This is a genomic window from Caulobacter sp. 602-1 (assembly GCF_003931565.1).
Lineage (GTDB): Bacteria > Pseudomonadota > Alphaproteobacteria > Caulobacterales > Caulobacteraceae > Caulobacter.
The window spans coordinates 170,818-190,770 of the sequence record NZ_RRYI01000004.1 but is presented as its reverse complement, the minus strand read 5'-3'; the positions used below and the strand labels follow the sequence as shown (position 1 = coordinate 190,770).

Annotated in this window: 22 protein-coding genes; 12 read left to right on the top strand and 10 right to left on the bottom strand. The window is 68.6% G+C overall.

The window, feature by feature from the left end:
• The first annotated feature begins 1 nt into the window (after position 1).
• Complete coding sequence (locus EIK80_RS13515; protein ID WP_125157529.1) at positions 2-2,467, top strand: prolyl oligopeptidase family serine peptidase; 2,466 nt, start codon at positions 2-4, stop codon at positions 2,465-2,467.
• Here EIK80_RS13515 and EIK80_RS13510 read toward each other — a convergent pair.
• The 3 genes from EIK80_RS13510 to EIK80_RS13500 form a co-directional block, all read right to left on the bottom strand.
• Positions 2,383-4,209 carry an asparagine synthetase B family protein gene (locus tag EIK80_RS13510; RefSeq protein WP_125157528.1) on the bottom strand — a complete coding sequence of 609 codons (1,827 nt, stop codon included), beginning with the start codon at positions 4,207-4,209 and terminating at the stop codon, positions 2,383-2,385. The genes EIK80_RS13515 and EIK80_RS13510 overlap by 85 nt on opposite strands.
• Positions 4,210-4,212: 3 nt before the next feature.
• Positions 4,213-4,869, bottom strand: coding sequence for a lasso peptide biosynthesis B2 protein (locus EIK80_RS13505; RefSeq protein WP_125157527.1), 657 nt, complete (start codon positions 4,867-4,869; stop codon positions 4,213-4,215).
• 494 nt (positions 4,870-5,363) lie between these two features.
• A complete protein-coding gene (locus tag EIK80_RS13500) occupies positions 5,364-5,918 on the bottom strand; it encodes a GntR family transcriptional regulator (RefSeq protein WP_125157526.1) in 555 nt (184 codons plus the stop codon).
• 324 nt (positions 5,919-6,242) lie between these two features.
• Between EIK80_RS13500 and EIK80_RS13495 the strand changes: the two genes are divergently transcribed.
• The gene (locus EIK80_RS13495) at positions 6,243-6,779 is read left to right on the top strand and encodes a helix-turn-helix transcriptional regulator (protein ID WP_125157525.1); all 537 of its coding nucleotides are present in this window, start codon (positions 6,243-6,245) and stop codon (positions 6,777-6,779) included.
• 24 nt (positions 6,780-6,803) lie between these two features.
• Here the strand turns inward: EIK80_RS13495 and EIK80_RS13490 are convergent, their stop codons facing one another.
• Positions 6,804-7,130: a DUF736 domain-containing protein gene (locus EIK80_RS13490; RefSeq protein ID WP_125157524.1), complete on the bottom strand. Its 327-nt coding sequence runs from the start codon at positions 7,128-7,130 to the stop codon at positions 6,804-6,806.
• 369 nt (positions 7,131-7,499) lie between these two features.
• Here EIK80_RS13490 and EIK80_RS26120 point away from each other — a divergent pair, with 369 nt between their 5' ends.
• A complete protein-coding gene (locus EIK80_RS26120) occupies positions 7,500-7,865 on the top strand; it encodes a hypothetical protein (protein ID WP_158624678.1) in 366 nt (121 codons plus the stop codon).
• A gap of 93 nt (positions 7,866-7,958) precedes the next feature.
• Here EIK80_RS26120 and EIK80_RS13480 read toward each other — a convergent pair whose 3' ends face one another.
• Positions 7,959-8,285, bottom strand: a complete 327-nt coding sequence (locus EIK80_RS13480; protein WP_096054013.1) for a DUF736 family protein — start codon at positions 8,283-8,285, stop codon at positions 7,959-7,961.
• A 262-nt stretch (positions 8,286-8,547) separates the two neighbouring features.
• Between EIK80_RS13480 and EIK80_RS13475 the strand changes: the two genes are divergently transcribed.
• Positions 8,548-8,958 carry a DUF736 family protein gene (locus EIK80_RS13475; protein ID WP_370450221.1) on the top strand — a complete coding sequence of 137 codons (411 nt, stop codon included), beginning with the start codon at positions 8,548-8,550 and terminating at the stop codon, positions 8,956-8,958.
• 128 nt (positions 8,959-9,086) lie between these two features.
• Here EIK80_RS13475 and EIK80_RS13470 read toward each other — a convergent pair whose 3' ends face one another.
• From EIK80_RS13470 to EIK80_RS13460, 3 genes are all read right to left on the bottom strand, one after another.
• Positions 9,087-10,967: a ParB/RepB/Spo0J family partition protein gene (locus tag EIK80_RS13470; protein ID WP_125157521.1), complete on the bottom strand. Its 1,881-nt coding sequence runs from the start codon at positions 10,965-10,967 to the stop codon at positions 9,087-9,089.
• Positions 10,968-11,108: 141 nt separating this feature from the next.
• Positions 11,109-11,498, bottom strand: a complete 390-nt coding sequence (locus EIK80_RS13465) for a DUF2958 domain-containing protein (protein ID WP_125157520.1) — start codon at positions 11,496-11,498, stop codon at positions 11,109-11,111.
• Positions 11,495-12,601, bottom strand: a complete 1,107-nt coding sequence (locus EIK80_RS13460) for an ArdC family protein (RefSeq protein WP_125157519.1) — start codon at positions 12,599-12,601, stop codon at positions 11,495-11,497. Before EIK80_RS13460 ends, EIK80_RS13465 begins: the two co-directional genes overlap by 4 nt.
• Before the next feature lie 373 nt (positions 12,602-12,974).
• Here EIK80_RS13460 and EIK80_RS13455 point away from each other — a divergent pair, with 373 nt between their 5' ends.
• Positions 12,975-13,730: a DNA-binding transcriptional regulator gene (locus EIK80_RS13455; RefSeq protein WP_125157518.1), complete on the top strand. Its 756-nt coding sequence runs from the start codon at positions 12,975-12,977 to the stop codon at positions 13,728-13,730.
• Between the two features lie 134 nt (positions 13,731-13,864).
• On the opposite strand, the gene EIK80_RS13450 is transcribed toward EIK80_RS13455, so the two are convergent.
• On the bottom strand, positions 13,865-15,088 hold the full coding sequence (locus EIK80_RS13450; RefSeq protein ID WP_125157517.1) for a hypothetical protein: 1,224 nt from the start codon (positions 15,086-15,088) through the stop codon (positions 13,865-13,867).
• 143 nt (positions 15,089-15,231) lie between these two features.
• Here EIK80_RS13450 and EIK80_RS13445 point away from each other — a divergent pair, with 143 nt between their 5' ends.
• From EIK80_RS13445 to EIK80_RS13415, 7 genes are all read left to right on the top strand, one after another.
• The gene (locus EIK80_RS13445) at positions 15,232-15,552 is read left to right on the top strand and encodes a hypothetical protein (protein WP_125157516.1); all 321 of its coding nucleotides are present in this window, start codon (positions 15,232-15,234) and stop codon (positions 15,550-15,552) included.
• Positions 15,545-15,919: a hypothetical protein gene (locus EIK80_RS13440; RefSeq protein WP_125157515.1), complete on the top strand. Its 375-nt coding sequence runs from the start codon at positions 15,545-15,547 to the stop codon at positions 15,917-15,919. The genes EIK80_RS13445 and EIK80_RS13440 overlap by 8 nt, the downstream gene beginning before the upstream one ends.
• The gene (locus tag EIK80_RS13435) at positions 15,916-16,563 is read left to right on the top strand and encodes an alpha-ketoglutarate-dependent dioxygenase AlkB (protein ID WP_125157514.1); all 648 of its coding nucleotides are present in this window, start codon (positions 15,916-15,918) and stop codon (positions 16,561-16,563) included. Before EIK80_RS13440 ends, EIK80_RS13435 begins: the two co-directional genes overlap by 4 nt.
• A 53-nt stretch (positions 16,564-16,616) precedes the next feature.
• A complete protein-coding gene (locus EIK80_RS13430) occupies positions 16,617-16,805 on the top strand; it encodes a hypothetical protein (RefSeq protein ID WP_125157513.1) in 189 nt (62 codons plus the stop codon).
• 188 nt (positions 16,806-16,993) lie between these two features.
• Positions 16,994-17,413 (top strand): hypothetical protein, encoded by a 420-nt coding sequence (locus EIK80_RS13425; protein WP_125157512.1) that lies wholly within the window; start codon positions 16,994-16,996, stop codon positions 17,411-17,413.
• Between the two features lie 103 nt (positions 17,414-17,516).
• Entirely contained in the window at positions 17,517-17,795 is a 279-nt protein-coding gene (locus EIK80_RS13420) for an HU family DNA-binding protein (RefSeq protein WP_125157511.1), read from the top strand.
• 148 nt (positions 17,796-17,943) lie between these two features.
• The gene (locus EIK80_RS13415; RefSeq protein WP_125157510.1) at positions 17,944-18,243 is read left to right on the top strand and encodes an AlpA family transcriptional regulator; all 300 of its coding nucleotides are present in this window, start codon (positions 17,944-17,946) and stop codon (positions 18,241-18,243) included.
• A 177-nt stretch (positions 18,244-18,420) separates the two neighbouring features.
• On the opposite strand, the gene EIK80_RS13410 is transcribed toward EIK80_RS13415, so the two are convergent.
• Positions 18,421-19,677, bottom strand: a complete 1,257-nt coding sequence (locus EIK80_RS13410) for a tyrosine-type recombinase/integrase (protein ID WP_125157509.1) — start codon at positions 19,675-19,677, stop codon at positions 18,421-18,423.
• Between the last annotated feature and the right edge of the window lie 276 nt (positions 19,678-19,953).

Below are 19,953 nucleotides of genomic sequence, written 5' to 3'. Positions count from 1 at the left end.
AATGCGTGGCACCGCATGGCTGGCGCTTGCCTGCGCCTTGGCCGCCGCCGACGCCGGGGCCACGCCCTTGCGCCCCTACACCATCGAGGACGTGCTTTCGCTGGAGAAGGTCGGCCGCGCCGCCTTCCTCGCCGACGGCACCCGCCTGGTGTTCGAACTGCAACGGCCCTGGAAGACGGCGAGATCGTTCGATCTCGACGCCTGGACGCCGCAACGGACCAGCCGACTGTTCGTCGTCAACGTCGCGAGCGGCGGTGCGCCAGAGCCCTTGCTGCCCACCGAAGAGGACGCTGGCCAGACTCTGGGCGCGGCCTCGCCCGACGGCCGGCGCCTGATCGTCTTTCGGGTCCGTGGCCGCGTGCGTGAGCTGGGCGTCGTCGAGGTCGAGCGCGGGACGGTGCGATGGTCGGGTCTGACGGTCGAGGCGGAGACGTTCTCGGTCCAGGCGCGCTGGCGCGACGATCATGAGATCGTCCTGCTGGTGACCACCCCCGAGACGCCCTCCTTGCAGATGGGCCGGGTATGGCAGAGCCAGGCGCGCACGATCTCGGCCTGGTCGGCCATGGCTAGAGGCGAGCGTTCGGTCAGCGTGGTGCGCGGCGGCCCCGGCGCGGCGACGAACCCAGCCTGGCCGGACGTGGACTTGGTGGCGATGAACGTCGAGAGCGGGACCGTGCGCCACCTGGCGCGCGGCCCGTTCAGCGATTTCTCGCTGGCGCCGGGCGCGGCCCGCGCCGCCTTGGTCGCCAACGCCGAGCCCGTTTCGATCCGCGGCGCAAGCCCCGTGGAGAACTACGCGGCCGATCGACGGCGTCGCCTCGTCCTGGTCGATCTGGGCAGCGGCCGGCAGATCCGCCCCTGCCCAACCTGCGACGTGCTCGGTCAGCTCAAAAGCTGGTCACCCGACGGCCGCGCCTTGATCATCTGCGCCCGCCCCGACGACGACGCTGGGGACTGGCGGCGCTATCGCTATTGGCGGATCAGCGTCACCGGCCAGGCCCAGCTATTGTCGACTACCCTGGCCCCGGACCAAGTTCGCGAGGAAGGCGGCGGGACGACCGCCCGGCTGGTCGCCGACGCCGCCTGGCTGGGCCAGACGCCGGCCGTCCTGGCGGCGAGCGAGACGGGTTCGGCCTGGTGGCGCATCCAGGCCCGTGGCCCCAAACCCCTCGTCGCTGGCCTCGCCAGCGGCGCGGGCGCGCGGCTGTCGACGCTGGAGGTCGGCTTCACCCTCCGCGCGCCGGACGGCGTGACCGCGTTCGATGAGCATGGGCGTCGCCGCTTGGCTGACGCCGCGGCGAGGGTCCAGTCTCCTCCGGCGCCAGCCGGGGACTTGCCCGAGACCCTTCTGATTGCCCGCGCCGGACAAGCTGGGACCCTGTGGTCTGAGGTCCTGTCGTCCGGCGGTGACGCACGCCCCGCTGCGCCCCTGCCCGACGGCGCCAGTCTGCTCGCACTCTCCCCGACGTCCGGCGCGGCCCTGGGCCTGGTCCGGACCCCGCAGGGCGTCTCGCGCCTTGTCCTGGCGACGCGGAATCGCCCCGCCCAGTCCTTGGCGACCATGAACGCAGGCCTCGCCGAGGTCGACGCCGCCCCACCTGTTCCCATCCCCCATCTGACGCCCGACGGCCAGGCCGTGACCAGCTGGCTCTATCTGCCGGCCAGCCACGGTCCCGCCGACGATCGACCCGTGATCATCGTCCCCTACCCTGGCGCGTCCTACCCCGCGCCACCGGCCGGCGCGCCTGACGCGTTCGTCCTGGCCGCCAACGTCCGCGCGATGGTCGGGGCCGGCTATGCGGTGCTTACACCCAGCCTACCTCTGGCGCGCGACGCCGAACCGGCCCAGGGCCTGGCTGATGCGATGCTGTCGGCGGTCGACGCCGCCCAGGCGCGCGTGCCGGGCCTGTCGAAAACCCGCCTGGCTGTCTGGGGCCAGAGCTTCGGCGGCTTTGGCGCCCTGGCGGCGGCGACGCAAAGCTCCCGGTTCAAGGCGGTGATCGCCTCGTCCGCCACCGCCGACATGTTCTCCAAGTACGGCGCCCAAGGCGCGCATGCGCTGGTCGTACCGGAGGTGTGGTTGCAGGTCTCGAACATGTTCGGCTGGTCGGAGAGCGGCCAGGCGCGCCTGGCCGGCCCGCCATGGTCCAATGTCGAGCGCTACGTCCGCGCCAGCCCCTTGCTTCACGCCGACAAGGTGACCGCGCCGGTGATGCTGATCGAAGGGGACCGCGACGGCGCCAGCACCCAGGCCGAAGAGATGTTCGCCGCGCTCTACCGGCAGGGAAAGGCCGTCGAGCTGCGCTACTACCTCGGCGAAGGCCATGTGGTTCTGTCGCCGGCCAATGTGCGCGACCTCTACCAGAACGCCTTCCGGTTCCTTCAGGACACGCTGTCGACGGGCGCGTCCGCAACGGTCGTGGGCCCCGGGACGAGAGCTTCGAGCGGCGGGCGCGTTTCCCAGTAGCGCACGTAGGCCTCCAGGACGACGGCCGCGAGGAGCTCGCCATAGGCGTTTTGGAAGATCAGGGCTTCGGGATGTAGCACCGCCTCCAGGGCGGCCCGGTCGACCACGCGTTCGGCGGCCAGTCGCCCATCGAGCAGGAAGGCGCGCAACAGGTCGACGTTGAGCGCCAGGGTCCTGCCGAGGAAGACGCTGATGTCACCCTTCGAGCGGCGCCGCACGATACTGTCCGGCAACCGATCGGCGAAGGTCGCGCGGGCGAAGCTGCGCTCGCCTTCGCCCTGGCTGAGGATCGGCGCGGGGATCGCCAAGCATGCTTCGACCACCGGCTGGCTGAGCAGCGGGTGGCATTGGCGCGCGGCCGCGCCGCGCCGGGTGTCGGCGAACACTCCTTGCGTCAACGCCAGGCCGGAGATCTGGGCGCGCTTGGCCGGCGGCATCGCGCCCAGTCCCGCCATCCATGGATGCCAAAGCCCGGGCCGGATGGGCGGCGCGATCATCCGGGGCGCGGTCGTGGCGGCCACGACGCTGGCGTTGGGCCGCCCCCGCACCGCCTGGGCGGCAAGGCTCCAGATCGAGCGTCGGGTGCGCAACGACACTTCGACCAGCCGCGCCAGGCGTGAGCCTTCACAAGGGACACCGCGCAAGAGATCCCCCGCCAATGCCGCCGCTTGGAGCTGATAGAAGACCACGTCCCCGCCGTGGCCTGTGAAGACGATGTCGGCCCGCGTCTCGGCGATCGCGGCCAAGGTGAAGTCGTCATAGTCGGTGTCGAGAACCTCGAAATTGGGCCGAAAGGCCCCGGCCCCGCGCATCAGCCCCGCTTCGGTAAGGGCCAACAGCGGCCGCTCCACGCAGCGCAGGGGCGTGGAGGCCCGCTCGGCGGCGGCCTCGGCATAGACCCTTTCGTCGGCTTCGACCTGAGCGCGATAGAAGTTCAGCGCCTGATCGGCCGGGCGCCCGACCGCCTTGAGGCTGGTGGCGACGATCGCAGAGTCCAGGCCGCCCGAAATCTCGCAGAGCACCCGCCGCCTGCCGAGCAGGAAGGCCCGCACCGCGCCATCGACCGCCCGTCGCAGGCGCGCCGGATAACCCGCTCGCCACCCCGGTCGCGCCGCCCTCGCCGGCGTCCATAGGGTCTCGCGCAAGGACAGCTCTGGTCCCTGGCGACAGACGCCCGGTTCGATCCAGGTCACGCCCTTGAGCGGCGGCGCGCCGCCCATGCGGCGCCGGTCCGCCATCAGGTCCCGCACGCCCTCCCAGTCGATGGCCACGTCGCGCGGCCCGGCCAAGCCTTCGGGCGGGGCGTCGCCGACGACGGTGACCCCGTCCCCTCCCCAGGCGAAGGCCGGCCGGCCGCCGAGCGGGTCGGTGAACACCACCGGCGCGCCGCCATGGAAGCGGCGGATCAGGCCGACATAGTCGCCGAACGCTTCGCGCGCCAAGGCCCGGGCCACCTGGGGCGGATCCTCGCGGGCGCTCTGGCCCAGCGGCTCAAGATCGAACAGGGCCGCGCCATCCTCGTCGAGCGCGGCGCGATCGAAGACTTCGCCGACAACCGCGCCGACGGTCCCCCGCCAATCGCCCAAGGCCCGGACGGGCGTATTCGCCTGACCCCGCACCATGACCGCCAGGCCATGGGTCCCAAGGGCCTGAGTCCAGCCGCGCGCCCGCAGGTCGAGGATCATCGTTTCGAACGGCTGGGCGCTGGCGCCGCCGAGACAGGACAGGATCAGGTAGGCCATGGCTCAGGCCGCCAGGATCGGCGCGAAGGCGCTCACCCGCTCGGCCTCGTCATCCAAGACCATGTCGCCGGCCTGCAGCCAGCAGTGGGCGCGGAACGGCCAGGTCCTGACGCCGAAGACCCAACCGGGCCGGTGGCCCAGAGCGTGCAGGAAGGCCAGGAGCATGCGGCTGCGGAAGAGGCAGAGGCCATCCAGCGGCAGCCAGGGCGTGATGCGCCGCCAGACGGCGAGGTCGGCCAGCAGCGCGGCCTGACCTCGCCCCTGCCCCACTCGCCGCGGCGTGGACGCGATCAGGTCGCCGAACGTCTCGCGCCGGCTCGCCAGCGCCGCGCGGACGGCGGCGATCAGGGCGACCAGGTGGATCGGGCGAAACCGGACGTGGAGATCGGGATGGTCCTCCAGCACCGCACGGGCTGTGCGGGTCGGCGTCGCGGGCAGCGCCGGCAGATCTGGGCCCTGCCCGCTCGCCGGCCGCGCCAGACCCGCGCCGATCAATTCCGCGCCGAGCATGGCGTCAGCCGTGTGCAGGCCCCGCCCCTCCAGTCGCGCCAGACCGTTTGGCAAGGGCAGGCAGAAATAGATGTCGGCGTCCGCGTCGAGAAGGACGAGGTCATCGTCGATCATCACCGCATGCACCGCCGGGGGCAGTTCAAGTTGCACGGTCAGCTCGCTTGGAACGGAAAGCCAGGGAAGTGAAGACCGGCGGCGACCTGGCCGGCCGCCGCCGGCAAGGCTCAGATGCCTTCATGCGGCCGGGGCGAAATGTCCTCAGGGAACACGCCTTCGGTGCCGTGGGTCAGGCTCGACGCGGAGCCGACGCGGATCAGTCTCTGGGTCATCTTGGTCTCTCCTTTCGTTCAACCGCGACTTGCGGTGACAATCAGGAAGCGACCGGCGTGATTGATATTCAAATCTATATTCGCCGCGATCGGCGGCGGGCGGAAACCGCCCGCCGCCCTCGGTTCACGAACCCTCGTAGAGCCGGGGGGTCATGTTTTCCGGCACGAGCTGGATCTCGCCGGCCTGGGTCAGCGCCTTGGCCGATCCGACCGCGATCAGTTTGAAGGTGGTTTGCATCGTCGTTCCTTTCGGTACGGGTTCGCCGCACAGATGCGGCCCGACCAGCAGGCGACGGCGGGCGCCTATATTCAAATCTATATTCGCGACCCGATCTGCTCGGCGATCGCCGCACCGAGGATGTCGCCGCTGCGGTGTGCGCGGCGCGCGTAGTACCGACGCAGAGACGCGGCCAGGTCGGCGCTCGCGGGGGGCCAACGCTCCGGTGAGAGACACTTGCGTTCGGCTGCGGCGAAGGGCGAAATCTGGGCGCGGACCCGGCGAAACGCCGTCGCCAAGGTTTGATCGCCCGCCTCGGCCTCCAGCCAGTCCAGGGCTTCCGATATGGACGCCGAGGCCGCCGGCGCCGGTGAGACGCTCACCAGGCCGCCCAGCAGCACGCCGGCAAGATGGTAGAGTTCGGCCAGGCTTCGGGCGTCGTGGATCACGCCGGCATAGCCCGCCGCCGTCCGCGCGACCAAGCCTTCGCCGGCCAGGCGCGACAGCGCCTCGCGCACGGGCGTGGGACTGACCCCAAGTTCGGCGGCCAGCGCCTTGACAGGCAAGGCGACGCCCTGGAGGGGCGCGCCGTCAACCAGGCGGCGGCGCAGGGTCTCCAAGGTCCGGTCAAACGGGTCGCGATCTCGGGCCATGATGTGTCTCCGGCAAAGCCGGGACTCTTGGTGCTGGCCCCCAGTCGGTCGACGCCTCGCGGCCATTAAGTCGCGCGCACCGGTCCATGCCTGTGGATAAGCGAATCGACCGGCAACGTTTCGGGACGCCGCTCCCTGATCGTTGCGCACGATTTCCCGGATCGTTGCACATCCCACCGCAAAGCTGGCGCGGGCTTTGCGATCGCAAGACTTCTCAGGTGCAATCTGTCCGACCACAGACGAAGCCATTCGCGCAAAACGGTTGCGAGGTCGAGGCGGCGCTGGCCTACTGTACCTGTAGTTGTTCTCGGTCCGGAGCGTATCATGGCCGCCTCACCCAAAGCGCCTTTGGCGCGTCAGGCGAGACTGCTGTCCCAGATCGTCAAGGCCATCCGCAAGGAGCGGAACATGACCGGAGCGCAGGTCGCCGTCGGCATGGGCGTGTCGCTGCGGACCTACCAGGACTTCGAGGCGGGCCGCCGCGCGTTCGATTTCAACAAGGTCCGCCTGTTCGCCAAGGCCACCCGGTCCGACGCGGTCGCCATCTTGCTGGCCATCTATTTCAACTGGCCGGACCTGGCCTTGCTGCTGATCGACAACAAGATGGCGACCGCGTTCTTCATTGTGATGCGCGACCTCTTCACCGAGGTCGGGCCGCGCCTGTCGCGGGTGCCGGCGGGCCTATTGGTGACGGGCTTCCGGTTCATTCGCGACGAGGTGCTCAAGCTCTTCGCGCGCCAGGACGCCTCGGCGGAAGACTATATCGAGCGCGCCATCAACGAGACATACGAGACGCCGGACGATGCCGACGCGACCTCCGAGTCTGGTCCGCCCAAAAGCGATGGGGCTGGCCTTCGTTAGCGATCCGGCCTCGGCGCAACGCTGCTATTCTGGCGGCGGTGGCTTGTCGGGGGTCTCGCTCCTGCGGATCCAGGTCAGAGGCAGCACGCCGTCCTCGGCGGCCATCAATCGGGTGTTGACCGGTTCGGGCCAAGCTGGATCGTCGAGCTTGAGGTTCAGGATGGCGCCCGTCTCGTCTCGCGCCCTCCAGGCGGCCCCAACCTCGTTCTCTCCGACCAGGGCGATGTAATCCGGCCCCTTGGCGGAGACGCGGGTCGCCGGCGCCAGCCGCAGGGTGACGTCCAGCGCCAGGGTCGCGATGCGCCCGGTGAACCCGTCGCCCTCGCGGCGGAAATGACCAATGACCGACATGATGGTGCTCCGGCCCGCCGTGCCAAGGAAAGCGCTAGGAACGGCGGCCCGGGCGACGGCGGGGGAGACCGTCGGGCCGGGCCGCCGCGACCGGCCGCGCCCGGGGGACGAGGCGCTTGGCCGGTCTGGCCTGCGCGGATCTTTTCAACGACGCCTGGCGGGCGGTGGAGGCGTCTGTCCGGATCGCGCCAAAACGTTGTGGATCAGGGCGTTGAGACCCTCAATCCACAGGGAAAGGCGATCGATCAGAGAGACCCTGTGGGAAAGACTCGGCGCCCTGCCCTAGCCTCGGCGCCGAACGGATTCGACTCGCGGCCGAAGTTCGTTCTATTTTTGTTCTTATTCCTCAGACGCCTTGGGAGACGCGACATGACGACGGACGACAGCGTGGTGATCGGCGGCGTCCAGTTCATGAGCCTCTACCATCATGATGGCCGCTTCGTGCGCGGCGGCGGCCTGTTCGCCTTCGCCCGCCGCGATCCTGACGGCGGGCGCACGATCTTCTGCCTGGACCTGGCCCAGGACATCAGCCGCCAGGCCGACTGCGGTCACGCCGCCTGGGCGCACGCGGTTTCCCACGGGATGAATGAATTGCTGGTCCACCTGGCTGGATCGCAGCAGACGCCCGGCGAGGTCGAGCCGGGCGCGACCTGGCCGCCGATCCGCTACGCCTTGCTTGAGGAGAGCGAGGCGCTCGCCGAGCCGGCCGCGCCCGCCGCCGGCCACGCGGCCTGATCGATCCGGTCGGCCTCCGGTTTGGGGCCTGGCCTTGCCCTTTCCCCGACGCGCCAAAGCCCCCGCGCCTTGCGGCGCGGGGGCGGCGAACCCTCAGTCCTCGGGGTTCCAGATCAGGGCGAAGACGTCGTCGTCGTCCTGGCCGGCGGCCCGGCCCAGCGTCACCTTGATGGCGCGCGGGCCAAGGTCGGGGTGAGCCAGGGTCAGGCCGATATATTCGCGGCCCGAGATCTGGCCGACGTTGAGCCAACCGGCCCCAAGGTCCACGCCGTTCGAATAGACGCGGTAGTCGGGATGGGCGGCCGAGGGCTTGTCCGGCGCCGGCACGATCTCGATGTCGGCGCGGAAGCGGGTGGTGCGCAGCTCGCCCTTGAAGGCGCCAGTTTCGGCGCCGCGAGTGACGTTGCCCAGAGAAGCCATGATGGTGTTCCTTATCCTGTGATCTGTCGGGGCCGATCCCCGGCGACAGGCGCCCCGTGATGGGCGGGCCGCGCCGCCCCCAACCCGGCAGGGCCGCAGCGCCAGCGAAGGACCCGAGCGCACGGTCTTTTTTGAAGCGCAGCGCCGCGAGGAGCCGTCCTTCTGCGAAGGCGGCGGGGAAAAAAGCTGGGCGCGAGGGTTTGTGGGCGGGGCGGCCGCCCATAGGGTTCAAGCCATAGTCGGGGGATCGACACGCGGGCGGATGACGGGCGAGGACGCCGTCATGGCCTCTGGGCGACGTCGCGCGCGGCGTCGAACCGGTGTCTTCAAAGGTCGGCTGCGCCCACCCGCTGCCGCGCGGGCGTCGAGACCCCGCCGAAGCCGGACAAGCGCCTCGCCCGCCCCTCCCGGCCGTCGCGTCTATTCGAACGGCGTGGACCTTGGGGCCGGCTGGCTCGATGTCGGCCAGGTCTCGGGTCGAGACTTTGTCGGCTGGTTCCTGGCCCACCGCGACCTTGGCCCGCGCGCCGTCACGGTCATGCTAGGCCGGGCCGCCGCTCAGGACGACGGCGACGTCTTCGCCCTGGTCTGGAACCCCGAGGACGGGGGCTCGCCGTCCCCGGCGCCGCGAGGCGCGGGGGCTTTGGCGCGGCAAGGAAAGGGCAAAGGCTAGGCCTGGGTTCACGCCGCGCACAGGCCGCGCCCCGCCCCGTCTCGTCTCGTCTCGTCTCGCCGAAGCCCCAAAAGAAGAGCCCCCGCGCGAGCGCGGGGGCCTGGAGGCGGGTTCGGCAAGACGCCGGGCTACTCGGCGGCGAAGGCCTCGGCGTCAGCCGCCACCGCCGGAGCCGCCGCGCGGGTCTGGCGCGCGACCGCGTCGGGCGCGACGGTCTCCGGGGAGCCCGCCTCGTCCAGGGGCGAGCGCACGCGGCGCAATAGCGGCGCCACCGCCTTGGACCTCTGGGCCGTGGCGAAGGGCCTGCGGGTATAGGCCTGGGCGGGGAAGGTCAGCCAGCGGGGCGTCCAGCGCTCGACCTTGGGCCGGTCGTTGGTCCCGGCCAGGAAGTCGCGCAAGATGCCCTTCTGGGTGCGGACCTTCTCAGCGAGGTTGCCGTCGGCGACCTTCTTGCCGCCCACCTCCCTGAGCATGGCGTTTATGGTCTCGCGGTCCTTGATGCCGTCGAAGAACGCCTCGTCGGGCCGCCAGAAGTCGCTCATGTCGACCTGGAGATAGGTCCCCGCCGCCTCGACCTCGGCGCTCCCGGCCGCCAGGGTCTCGCCGATGACCACCGCCGCGACGGCCAGGACCTCGGCGTCGCTGAGCGACAGCAGCCGGACGAACACCGCCGCCGCCCCGCCCGCGTGCCCCCGACCGACCAGATCACCGCCCGCCGTCAGACCCAGCAGACGCAGAACTTGCGACTGCTTGGCCGCGAAGGTCGTCTCGCCGGGGCTGGTCTTGAGACTGTCGGCGGCCATCTGAGACCCGGCGCCCAGCGGATCGGTCTCCACTCGCCAGTAGCGCGACCCGGCCACGGCGTGGGCGACCAGCAGCCGCAAAGCGACGTCCAAGTGGTCGGTGAGCACCGCGCGCACGGCGGCCCGCCGGTGCAGGTCTATATAGGCCTGCTGGTTGGCGGTGACCTCCGAGCGCTCGGCCTTGGGCGCCTCGCCGCTGGCGACGGAACCCTCCTTGCCGTCGCCGCGCGCAGCGGCCCGCTCGGCGGCCTCGGCGCGGCGGGCCTCCTTGGCCGTCAGCCAGCCTTCATGCACCGTGACCTCGCCCCGGCGACTTACGGTGATGAAGGCCTTGCCGCCCTTGGCTTTGGAGGTCGAGACGTGCTGGTAGCCATGGAACATCTGGCCGACCTCCAGCACCTCGACATCGCTCCAGCCTTCGGCCCGCAAGGCCTCGGCCTTGGCGGCCACGGCCTGGTTCTGGTGGGTCCAGAACAGCGCCGCGTCGGTGAAGTAGGCCTCCTCGCCGAACAGGTCGGCGATGATCGCGCCGGGATAGTCGTCCAGGGCGAAGAGCGCCAAGCTGGTCGGGATCGCCTCGCCGCCGAACAGCCAAGCCTTGAGACTGGCGCCGCGCGGTTCGCGCTGGGCGGGATCGTCGTAGAGCTTGAGCCAGTCCTTCTGCTGGCTCTTGCTGGCCAGGGTCAGCTGGCGGACCGTGGCCACGTCGATGGCCTCCTTGCGATAGAGCTTGCGGATGCGCGGCAGGAGGGCGCCCAGGGCCAGAACCCGGTGAATGACCACCTCGGTCTTGCCGAAGGTGGCGGCCAAGTCCTGGGGCGTGCGGCCTTCGCGGATCAACTTCGCGAAGGTTTCCCAGCAGGCCACCTCGTTCGGCGGCAGCCGAGCCATGTTCTCGATCAGCGAGATTTCCAGGGCGGCGGCGTCGTCGCCCGCCTCCAGGATGCCGATGGGGACGGGATCGATGTCGATCCCCTCGCCCGCCACGGCCTGGGCGGCGAAGCAGCGCCGCCGCCCGGCCACCACCTCGAAATGCTCGGGAACCAGGACGCCGTCCTGGAAGGTCTCGCGCACGAGGAGGGTTTCCAGGACGCCGTGCTGGCGCACCGAGCCGATGATGTCGGAGACGTCGGGCGCGGGCTCGTCATGGTGCATGTTGAGCGGTGAGATGACCAGCTTGCGCGGGTCGGCGTGGGAGAGTCTCATGGGTCGGCTCCTGTTTTCAGGGGTGAACCGGTCCCGCCCGTGATGCTGTCCAAGGCGAAGGGCGGGACCGGGGATGCGCCGGGATTGGCGCGGGCGATCCGACGCCGGGCGGACCCGGCGCGCGGAAGGGCGAAAACCGGTTCAGGACGGGCCGTCCTTGGCGTGATGGGACATCAGGCGGACCATGCCCTCGGCCGCGACGATCGAGCCCAGGCGACGGGCGAGCTCAGCCCACATCGACAGCGGGACGCGCCCGACAAAGAAGCGGTCGCGCTCGATCCGAAAGCCGTGCGGCAAGGCGATGGCCTCGATCTCGTCGAGACTGACGTAGCGCAGCTCGGGAAAGCCCTGGTCCAGGTCGCACAGGCCAAACAGGGTGTCGGCGTCGCCCAGGATCTCGGTGATCAGCCAGCGCCCCGGCCCGACCGGATTGAAGAGTTTGAGCGGCGGGACCGGGTCGCGTTCCTCCTCGGCGGCCCCATTGGCGATCAGCTGGGCCATGATCGCGTCGGGGATCAGGGGCGTTTTCATGCCGCGACCTCCGAGACCGGCGCGGTGTCCCGCGCCTCGCCCTCACCTCTGCCTTGGCCCTCGCCCGCCCGGTTGGGCGCGAAGGCCAGCAGGTAGTCGGCCGCCTTGCTGGCCTTGGAGGCGGCGCGGAAGATCGCGCGGTTGTCCTCCTTCAGGATCGCCAGCCATGCGCCCAGGTAGTCGGCATGGCGCACGGTGGGAACAACGCCCAAGGCGGCGCAGGCGAAGGCGGCCGACAGTTCGGCGACCAGTTCCTCGAAACCGTAGGGCTTGGAGCCGAACCGCCCGCTCTGGTCGCGGTTCAGGCGCGTGGGATGGCCCGTCCAGTGCGACAGCTCATGCAGGGCGGTGCGGTAATAGTCGATCTGCTGGCGGAAGGCCGGTTGAGGGGGAACGCGAATATAGTCGAGCGCCGGGGCGTAATAGGCCTCATGGCCGCCGATCCGAAAATCCGCCCGCGTCGCGGCGATCAAGGCCTCGACGTGGGGGATGACCTGACGCTCGGGCAAGGGCGCGGGCGCCGCCGCCAAGGTCTCCAGGCCCTCGCATTGATCGACATTGAAGACGGTGAAGCGCTTGAGGAAGGGCACGGCGCCGGGCGCGTCGCCCGCGCGCGCCGCTCGTTCCTGCTCGGCCTTGGGCGTGAACTTGTCGGCGAAGACCACGGTGGTCCCACGCTCGCCCCGCCGCACCTGTCCGCCCGCCTTCTGGGCTTGGCGGAAGGTCAGCCAGCCCTGGGTTTCATAGCCATGCTCGATGACCGCGCCCCACAGCAGCAGGATGTTGACCCCCGAGTAGCTGCGCCCCGTGGTGGCGTTGCGCGGCAGGCCCGGCCCGGTCCCGCCGACCTTGCCCCACGGCTTGACCCAGGGCAGGCGCCCGGCCTCCAGTTCGCCGATGATCCGGCCGGTGACTTCGTCATAGAGGCTGGCGCGCGAACGCTCCGGCTCGCCCTCTCGGCGGGTTTCATCCGGGTCGCCCGAACCGTCGCCCTCCCCACCGCAGGCCGGGGCAGCGCCCCCCGGCCGGGCCGCCGAACCGACGGCGGACGTCCTTGACGCAAGCTTGACCGTTCCCTGACGGCCTTTCCGGGAAGAGCGCATGAGGTGGCCTCCATCCCCGCCCCAAACCCCGCGTCCTTTCGCCGGAAAGGGGGGTGGGCGGCGATGAGCGACCGGAGAGGCCCGCCGCAGCGGGCGGCGGCACCCGAAGGGCCGCAACGTGAGTGGAGGACCGGCCGAAGGCCGGTTGCCGCCGTCCGTGGCGGGCCTAGAAGGGCGCGTCGCCCACCCCCCTTTTTGGAGAAAGGATCTTCAAGAGAGTCATCGCGCGCCGCGCGATGGCCTTATGCGGGCCAGCGGCCCGCCGTGACGATGGCGTCTCGCCAGCGATCCTCAACGTCTCAACGAGAGCCCTACGAAAGCATGGACACTCCACGCAATGCGTGGGAATAATACATTATGCGTGGAGGCATACATGGTTGACGCGATCACCGGCGACGACGTGAAAGCCTTTCGGGAAGCGCACGAGTTGAGCCGTCTGGACCTCGCCGATCGGATCGGCGGCGCGGTGCGCACCATCGAAGATTGGGAAGCTGGCCGACGCCAGCCCCCGCCCCTCCTTCGTCTTGTGCTGGCGGCGATTGAGCGCAAGCTTGAGCCCTGGCGGCTTCCCACGCCGATCGGGCCCGACTCGAGCCCCGCCGACATTCGCGAGGCGGCCACGCGCCGCTTCCAGCTCTTGGGCGATGACGAGGTCGCGCGACACGAGGACGACTTTGCGCGCGCGCTGCGCGACGACGCCACACCAGCCGAAATGCTGATCTTGGCGCACATGATCCACGTCAGCGACGGCTATCAGTGGACCCAGCTCTACGATGATTGGTCTCAGCGGCCCAAGAGCGGCTGGCACACGACCTTCGCGTTTCGCCCCGACTTCCAGGCCGCGCGTCCGACGATCGGATTTGAAACCCGCTTTGACAATGTCGCCAAGCAGTTGGCGGTGTTCATCGATATTCACCGGCCGGGCGAGCGCCTTCCGGAGAAAGTGCAGGCCGAGAACGCGCTCTTGGCGCGCGGCATCAAGGTCATTTCGTTCAGCGCGCTCGACGTCCTGGCCGACACCGAACGGTGCACGGACACCATCGAAATGGTGCTCGGCGAGATCGCCGAGGAAGTGCTGTTCGACGCGGGCCAGATCGAGGTCGCCTGGAAGCGCCCTGACCGCCGTTAGACCTATGGGTCTGCAAGGCGCCGGCCAAGGGTCCACCCTTGCGCTTGAGATGATTGGCTGCAGGCGCGTCGCCGCGGTCGTGCCCTGCTCGCCCTAGGCGGCGCGGCCGTCGCGCCAGCCGTACCAAGGCGTCGTCACTGCGGAATGGCCGCAATCGTCGCCGCCAAGTCTGGCCGCCCCAGAATGGTCATGCCGCGAACGACCGCGTCGCGAAGATTGGTCTTTTCGGTGAGATAGTTCACCGGCTCCCAGAGGCTGTCGCCCAGGGCGTGGCGTTTTCTCGTGCGCTCCAAATCTTCGGCGTAGTGCTCCCCGAACCACTTTTCCCGGCCGATCTGGAAAATCGTCGCTAGGTCGGCGATCTCATCTGGCGACAGCGTCGCGATGATCGCGCCATTGACCGGTCCGGCCACGTCCGTCCTGTCCAGCATCGTCCTCAGCTGAGCACGACTGGCGAAATAATCCAGGCCCAGCGGGTTACCAGGCGCCTTCGGCGGATGACGTAGCGCCCACTGCTTGATAGCGAACACCGCGTGGGCGTCGGTCAGATAGGCCAGATCGCTTTGAAGTCCGATCTTCAGGCGCATCTCCGGGCTTTTCTTGATCACGTCGGCGGCGGCGGAAAACTTACGGCTGCCGATCGAGAAACGCTCCATCACCGCGGCCTTGGCGGCCAGGAACGGCGCCTCTCCCCACTCACTGACGGGCGGAAGCATGTCGGCGATCGCCAGCAGGTCCTTGCGAGAACACTCGGCGGTATAACTGCCAGTCGCCCGCTCCTCACCGAGGTCCTTGATCCGGTACTTCATCTGCTCAAGGATTTTGCCCATGATCGTCACGCCGTTGCGGATCCGGACGATGTTAGCGAGCGAGCGGTCCTCCAGGCTTTTGTTGCCCTCCCGATCCTCCGGGTAGCGCAGCGCCTGCCCGTCGTCGTCGATCTGCGCCAGGCTGGTCACGAACGGCCCAAGAACCCGCACGATCTTGCATAGGGCCTCGTCGCCCAGTTGGGCCCGGTCCAGCAACCGCCAGTGGGACATCACATCATGGTTCACCTCATGCCTGGACGGCAAAACGCCTTGGTCCACCAGCTGGCCGATCGCGTATTTGAGCGACAGCTCCAGACCGTGGCGCGCGTTGTAGAGGATTGGCATCGCCAGGGTGTCGCGGCTGCCGACGAGGTTCTTGTCGATCGCCGCGCTCGCCAGTTCGATCGCGGCTTCGATGTAGCCGTCGACATAGTTCTCCTCGGTGGCCTGCGTGCCAATGCAGGCGTTCCACTCGGTATTCTCCAGGCCGCCGAAAAATGGATCGGCGGCCATGTCTTCGTTCTTAACCATGATGATCTGTCTGCTCACTCCCGAATAATATCGGGGGCCGTGTCGCTTATTCCAACGACCTAGCGGTCAGCGACAGCTTGAACAGCGATCGGCCAACCTGCGGATGATTGACTCTCGCTCACGATAAATGGGAACAATTAGGGAACATCTGGAGCCCTATCATGCCGCCCAAACGCGCCGATCCGCGCGCGCGCCCACATGTCCCACGATCGCCGCGGGTCTACCAGAGGACCATCGCCCGCTTGACGCGGATCGCCGTCACCGAGGGCTATGGGTCGACGCAGACCCGTCGCACATTACATTTCCTGTTGCACACGGATCGGGGCCTGAGCAGCCGCGCCGACTACGTCGATCCGCAGCACGTGCCGGACTTCGACGGCGACGTTGCCTGGTTCGAGGTTGAGAAGATCGAGCGCGGCGGCGATCACCGCTGGCCCTGGTGGCGGGCGGTGCGGCAGGTGGAGCCGCCGGCCGATGCCTGAACCCAGCGAAAGCGACCGGCGCAAGGCCGCCCGATTGCAGCCGGCCATGGCCGCCATGCGCCTGGTCGACTGCCTGGAGCGTGGCTGGGACGTCCAGTTCCGTTGCCAGTACTGTGGCATGGAGCGGACCTGGGGGCGTCGCGAGTTTCTCGGCCAGCGCCTGCGCAAGCGCCTGGCCCGCACCATCGCCCAGGTCCAGGCCGGAGTGTTCTGCCCCCAGCGCGGCTGCGGCGGCCATTGGCCCATCGTCCGCCTGATGCGGGGCGGCTACCAGGACGCCCAGGCCGACACCCCCGCCACCCAGCGCGCACATGTTGTGACGATGCTGCTCGACGCCGGGGTTCTGCCCGAGGAGGTCGGCCTGTGAGCCCCCGCCCCTCGCGCGCAATCGATTTCCAGCCCAGCCTCTTTGACCTGCCGATCGCCCCCAAGACGCCCCTGCCTGAGGGTTTTCGCCACCAGACCGAGCTGATCACGCTGGCCGAGGAGCAAGCCCTGGTCGCGCGGTTCGCGGACCTGGATTTTCAGCCCTATGAGCACAAGGGCTATCAGGGCCACCGGCGGGTCGCTGGGTTCGGCTGGCGACGCGGACCGGACGGCGCGCTGGTGGAGACCGGCGAGCCTCTGCCCGATTTCCTCGCTCCGCTGCTGGACAAGGTCGCGGCCTTCACGGGGTTTGCTCGCACCACCTTCGCCCACGCCCTGGTCACCGAATACGCGCCAGGCGCGGGGATCGGCTGGCATCGCGACCGGCCACCGGCCATCGCCATCGCCGGGGTCTCGCTGCTGTCCCCCTGCACCTTCCGCCTGCGTCGTCGGTCGGGCCAAGCCTGGGACCGGGCCTCGATCGAGGCCCAGCCGCGCTCGGTCTATCTGATGAGCGGTCCCTCGCGCAGCCAATGGCAGCACAGCATCCCGCCGGTGGAGGCCCTGCGCTACTCGGTAACGTTCCGCACCGTGCCCACGCGAGCGCCCGAACGCATTCACCTCTCTGACGAACACGTGTTTTGAACCGCGCCTCCACTCCCCTCAACAATACCGGGGACCAGGACGGGAGACCTCCAATGATCGAGCATGCCTTCGAACCCGGCCAGCCGGTGATGCGCACGGGCCCCGACCTTCCGCACCTGGGGATCTTTAACGGACAGGTCTACGAGGTGGAGGATTTCGCCCGCCATCACGCCGAAGGCCTCTATGTGCGCGGCATCCCAGAAGGCCTGGACCCCGGCAACTTCCAACCGATCCAGGCCTGAAGTCCGCGCCCGGGATCGTGACCCGCATGGGACGAGACCCGAAGGGGCTCGTCGGCGACCATTCGCGCCGCGCATGGCGACGTAGAGCCCAGTCGCGCGTGTTCCGCGCGAGGCGCCCAACCCTGTCGCGACGTTTGACCTCCGATCGGCCCTGGCGGACAACAGATCGTCCCTGAAGAGGATCGCGCATGACCGAGGCTCCGTGGACTGAAACCGAACGCCGGGCGCTGACCCGCGCGACGCTGGCGCTGGTCGAGACTTGCGTACGCAACACCAAGATCGAGGATTGGCACGCCGGTCGCGAGGTCGTCAGCCCGGCCGGCGACTTCAGCGACGTGAAGATCGTCACCCCGACGGGCGAGATCCCCTATCTTGAAGCCTCGCGAATTTCCGACCCCGAGATGAAGGCCTGGATGATCGAGGTCACCAATCGGGTTTTCACCTTCCTCAGCTTCCCCGACCAGCCTATCCAACTGGGCGGCGCGGCCGGCTGGAACACGCCCAAACTCGACGAGAAGATGGCCCAGGGCATCCGCAACCGCATCGCCATCCGGGACGGCGCCGATCCGGCCGCGATCTACGGCGGACGCCCATTGGGCCAGGACTGAGGCTGAGCGCCGGTCGCCGCCCCAGCGGGCGAGTCCAATACAGGGATGACAAGCCAGCGCCGCGCGGCCAGTTTGGCCGGCCCAACAGCGTAGGAGCTTCTCCATGAACGTTTCAGACCTCGTCGACGCCGCCGTGGCCGCCGAGCCCAAGCTCACCAAGACCCAGGCCAAGGCCATGATCGACGGCGTCTTCAAGGCGCTGACCGACGCCGCCGTGAAGGGCGAGGAAGTCTCGATCCCGGGCTTTGGCAAGTTCAAGGTCCAGGCCAAGCCCGCCCGCACCGGCCGCAATCCCTCGACCGGCGCGACGATCGAGATCGCCGCCAGCAAGAAGGTCGCCTTCACCCCGGCCAAGCAACTGAAGGACGCCGTCAACGGCTGACGATACGGCGGCGCGACCCAGGTCCCGAACGGACCGCGGTCGCGTCGCCCCGCCGTCTTGTTGTCTTTGATTTCCGGCCCGCGCCGATGGCCGCTTGTCGGTTGCGCGCTCTATCGGCAGCGCAGCAGGGTCACGGCGTGAGGACGCCATGACCCAAATCCCATCCCCTGACAAAGCCCGGACCGCCGACGGCCCGCCCCTGCGTGCGATCCGCCGCGCCCAGCTCCACAAGATCGTCCCGCTAGCCGACACGACCATCTATGAGATGGAGCGTCGCGGCGAATTCCCCCGCCGCTTCGCCCTGACCCGCCGCTGCGTCGTCTGGGATCTGACGGAGGTCGAGACCTGGCTGGCCGAGCGCAAGCGGCAAGCTCAGGAAGGGACCCAAGAGCGCGCGCCCCTGCCCGATGTCCGCGACCGCAAGATCCGACCGGTCAGGAACCGATAGTCGAGCAGCGCGGCACGACAGCTCTCGGGGATGACGCCTCGGGCTGGGTCCAGGCCGGGGCGCAGTCCTGCCCCGGCGCGGTGGCTGGACCTGACTGCGCTACTGAACGGTCGGCGCCGAGCCGGTCGATCAGCCGGTAGAGCGTCTCGTTTACACCGAGAGGGTCGCGGGCGCTGTTCAGGTCCGTGGATCCAGCGTGACCCCGTGGATGTCCGCCGGTTTCAAGGTCGGGATATGCCGCTCGCCCCGCACCCAGGCGTCGATCATGTCCGCCCACTCCTGAAGCATGTGCCGGCGCTGCTGGGCGTACTCGGCGACATTGTAGACGCGACGGGAGGTTCGCCGATCGACGTGGGCCAGGCACTTCTCGATCCAGTCGCTTTCGAACCCGATCTCGTTGAGCAGAGTCGAGCCCGTCCGGCGCAGGTCGTGGACCGTGAACGGCGCGAGCGGGAGCCCCTGCGCCTTGGCCCGCTCGGCAATGCTCATGGTCACGCGGTTGAACGTAGCCCGCGACATGGGCTGGTCGGCCTCATAGCGCGAAGGCAGGAGGTACGGCGAGTTTCCTGCGCAGGTCTTCAGCGCGATCATGATGTCGAGGGCCTGGGTCGACAGGTAGATGTTGTGGGCCCGGCTGGCCTTCATCCGGGCAGCGGGAATGCTCCAGATCGCGTTGACGAAGTCGACCTCGTCCCAGGTGGCGTCCTGCAGCTCGCTCTTGCGCACCAGGGTCAGCAGGATGAGCTTCATGCCAAGCCGGATCGTCGGCAAGGTGGGGACCTGCTCAAGAAGCGGATAGAGCAGCCGGATCTCCTTGGGCGACAACGCCCGCTCGCGCGGCGTGAAAGACCAGATCGACGACGGGCTGACGTCCTTGGCGGGGTTTTCCACCTTCTCGCCGTGCAGGCGCGCGAAGGCGAAGATCAGGTTGATCTGATCTCGGATGTGGATGGCGGTCGCGGGCGCCCCGCGATCCTTCACCAGTTGGCAGAGCGCGCGAACATCGCCCGGTTCGATCTCCGTCAGCATCCGGTTCTTGAAGGCCGGCTCGACGTCGCGCTCGTAGATCGCGCGACGCATGGCGCGAGTGCTGTCGGCCATGCGACCTTCCTCGATCCACTTGCGCCCGAAGTCGGCGAAGGTCTTGGCCGCCTTGATGCGCGCCTTGTCGCGCTGCTTTTCGATCGCCGGCGAGACCCCTTCCCTCACCTTGCGCCGAGCTTCCATTCCAAGCTCTCGCGCCTTTAGCAAACTGACGCCATCGCGCCCGTAGCGACCAAGCGTCAGGGTCTCCCGGCGGTTGTTGATCCGGTAGTCGAGACGGAAGGTGATGGAGCCGGCGGGAGAGACCACGACGTAAATACCGTCACGGTCCGCGACCTTGTACGGTTTCTTCTTTGGTTTCAAAAACTTGAGTGCGGCATCGGTGAGCATGAACGGCCTCCTTCTTGCCCCGAAAACCGACGAAAAGGCCGCAAAATACCGTCACGCCAAAAACGGCATGTCGGGAGCACCTTTTCTGAGGAAATTCAGGGGCTTGATGTGAGAAAAAATACCGTCAGGCCTGACTTGCCTGACGGTATCAGCCGCTCACCCTCGCGAGCAAGGTCGCGGGCGTACCGTCAATCGCACGAAATTTGAACTGGCTCCCCTCGATCGTCGCCGATCGTTGGAGAGCCAGAACACTTATTATTTCAATGAGTTAATCGA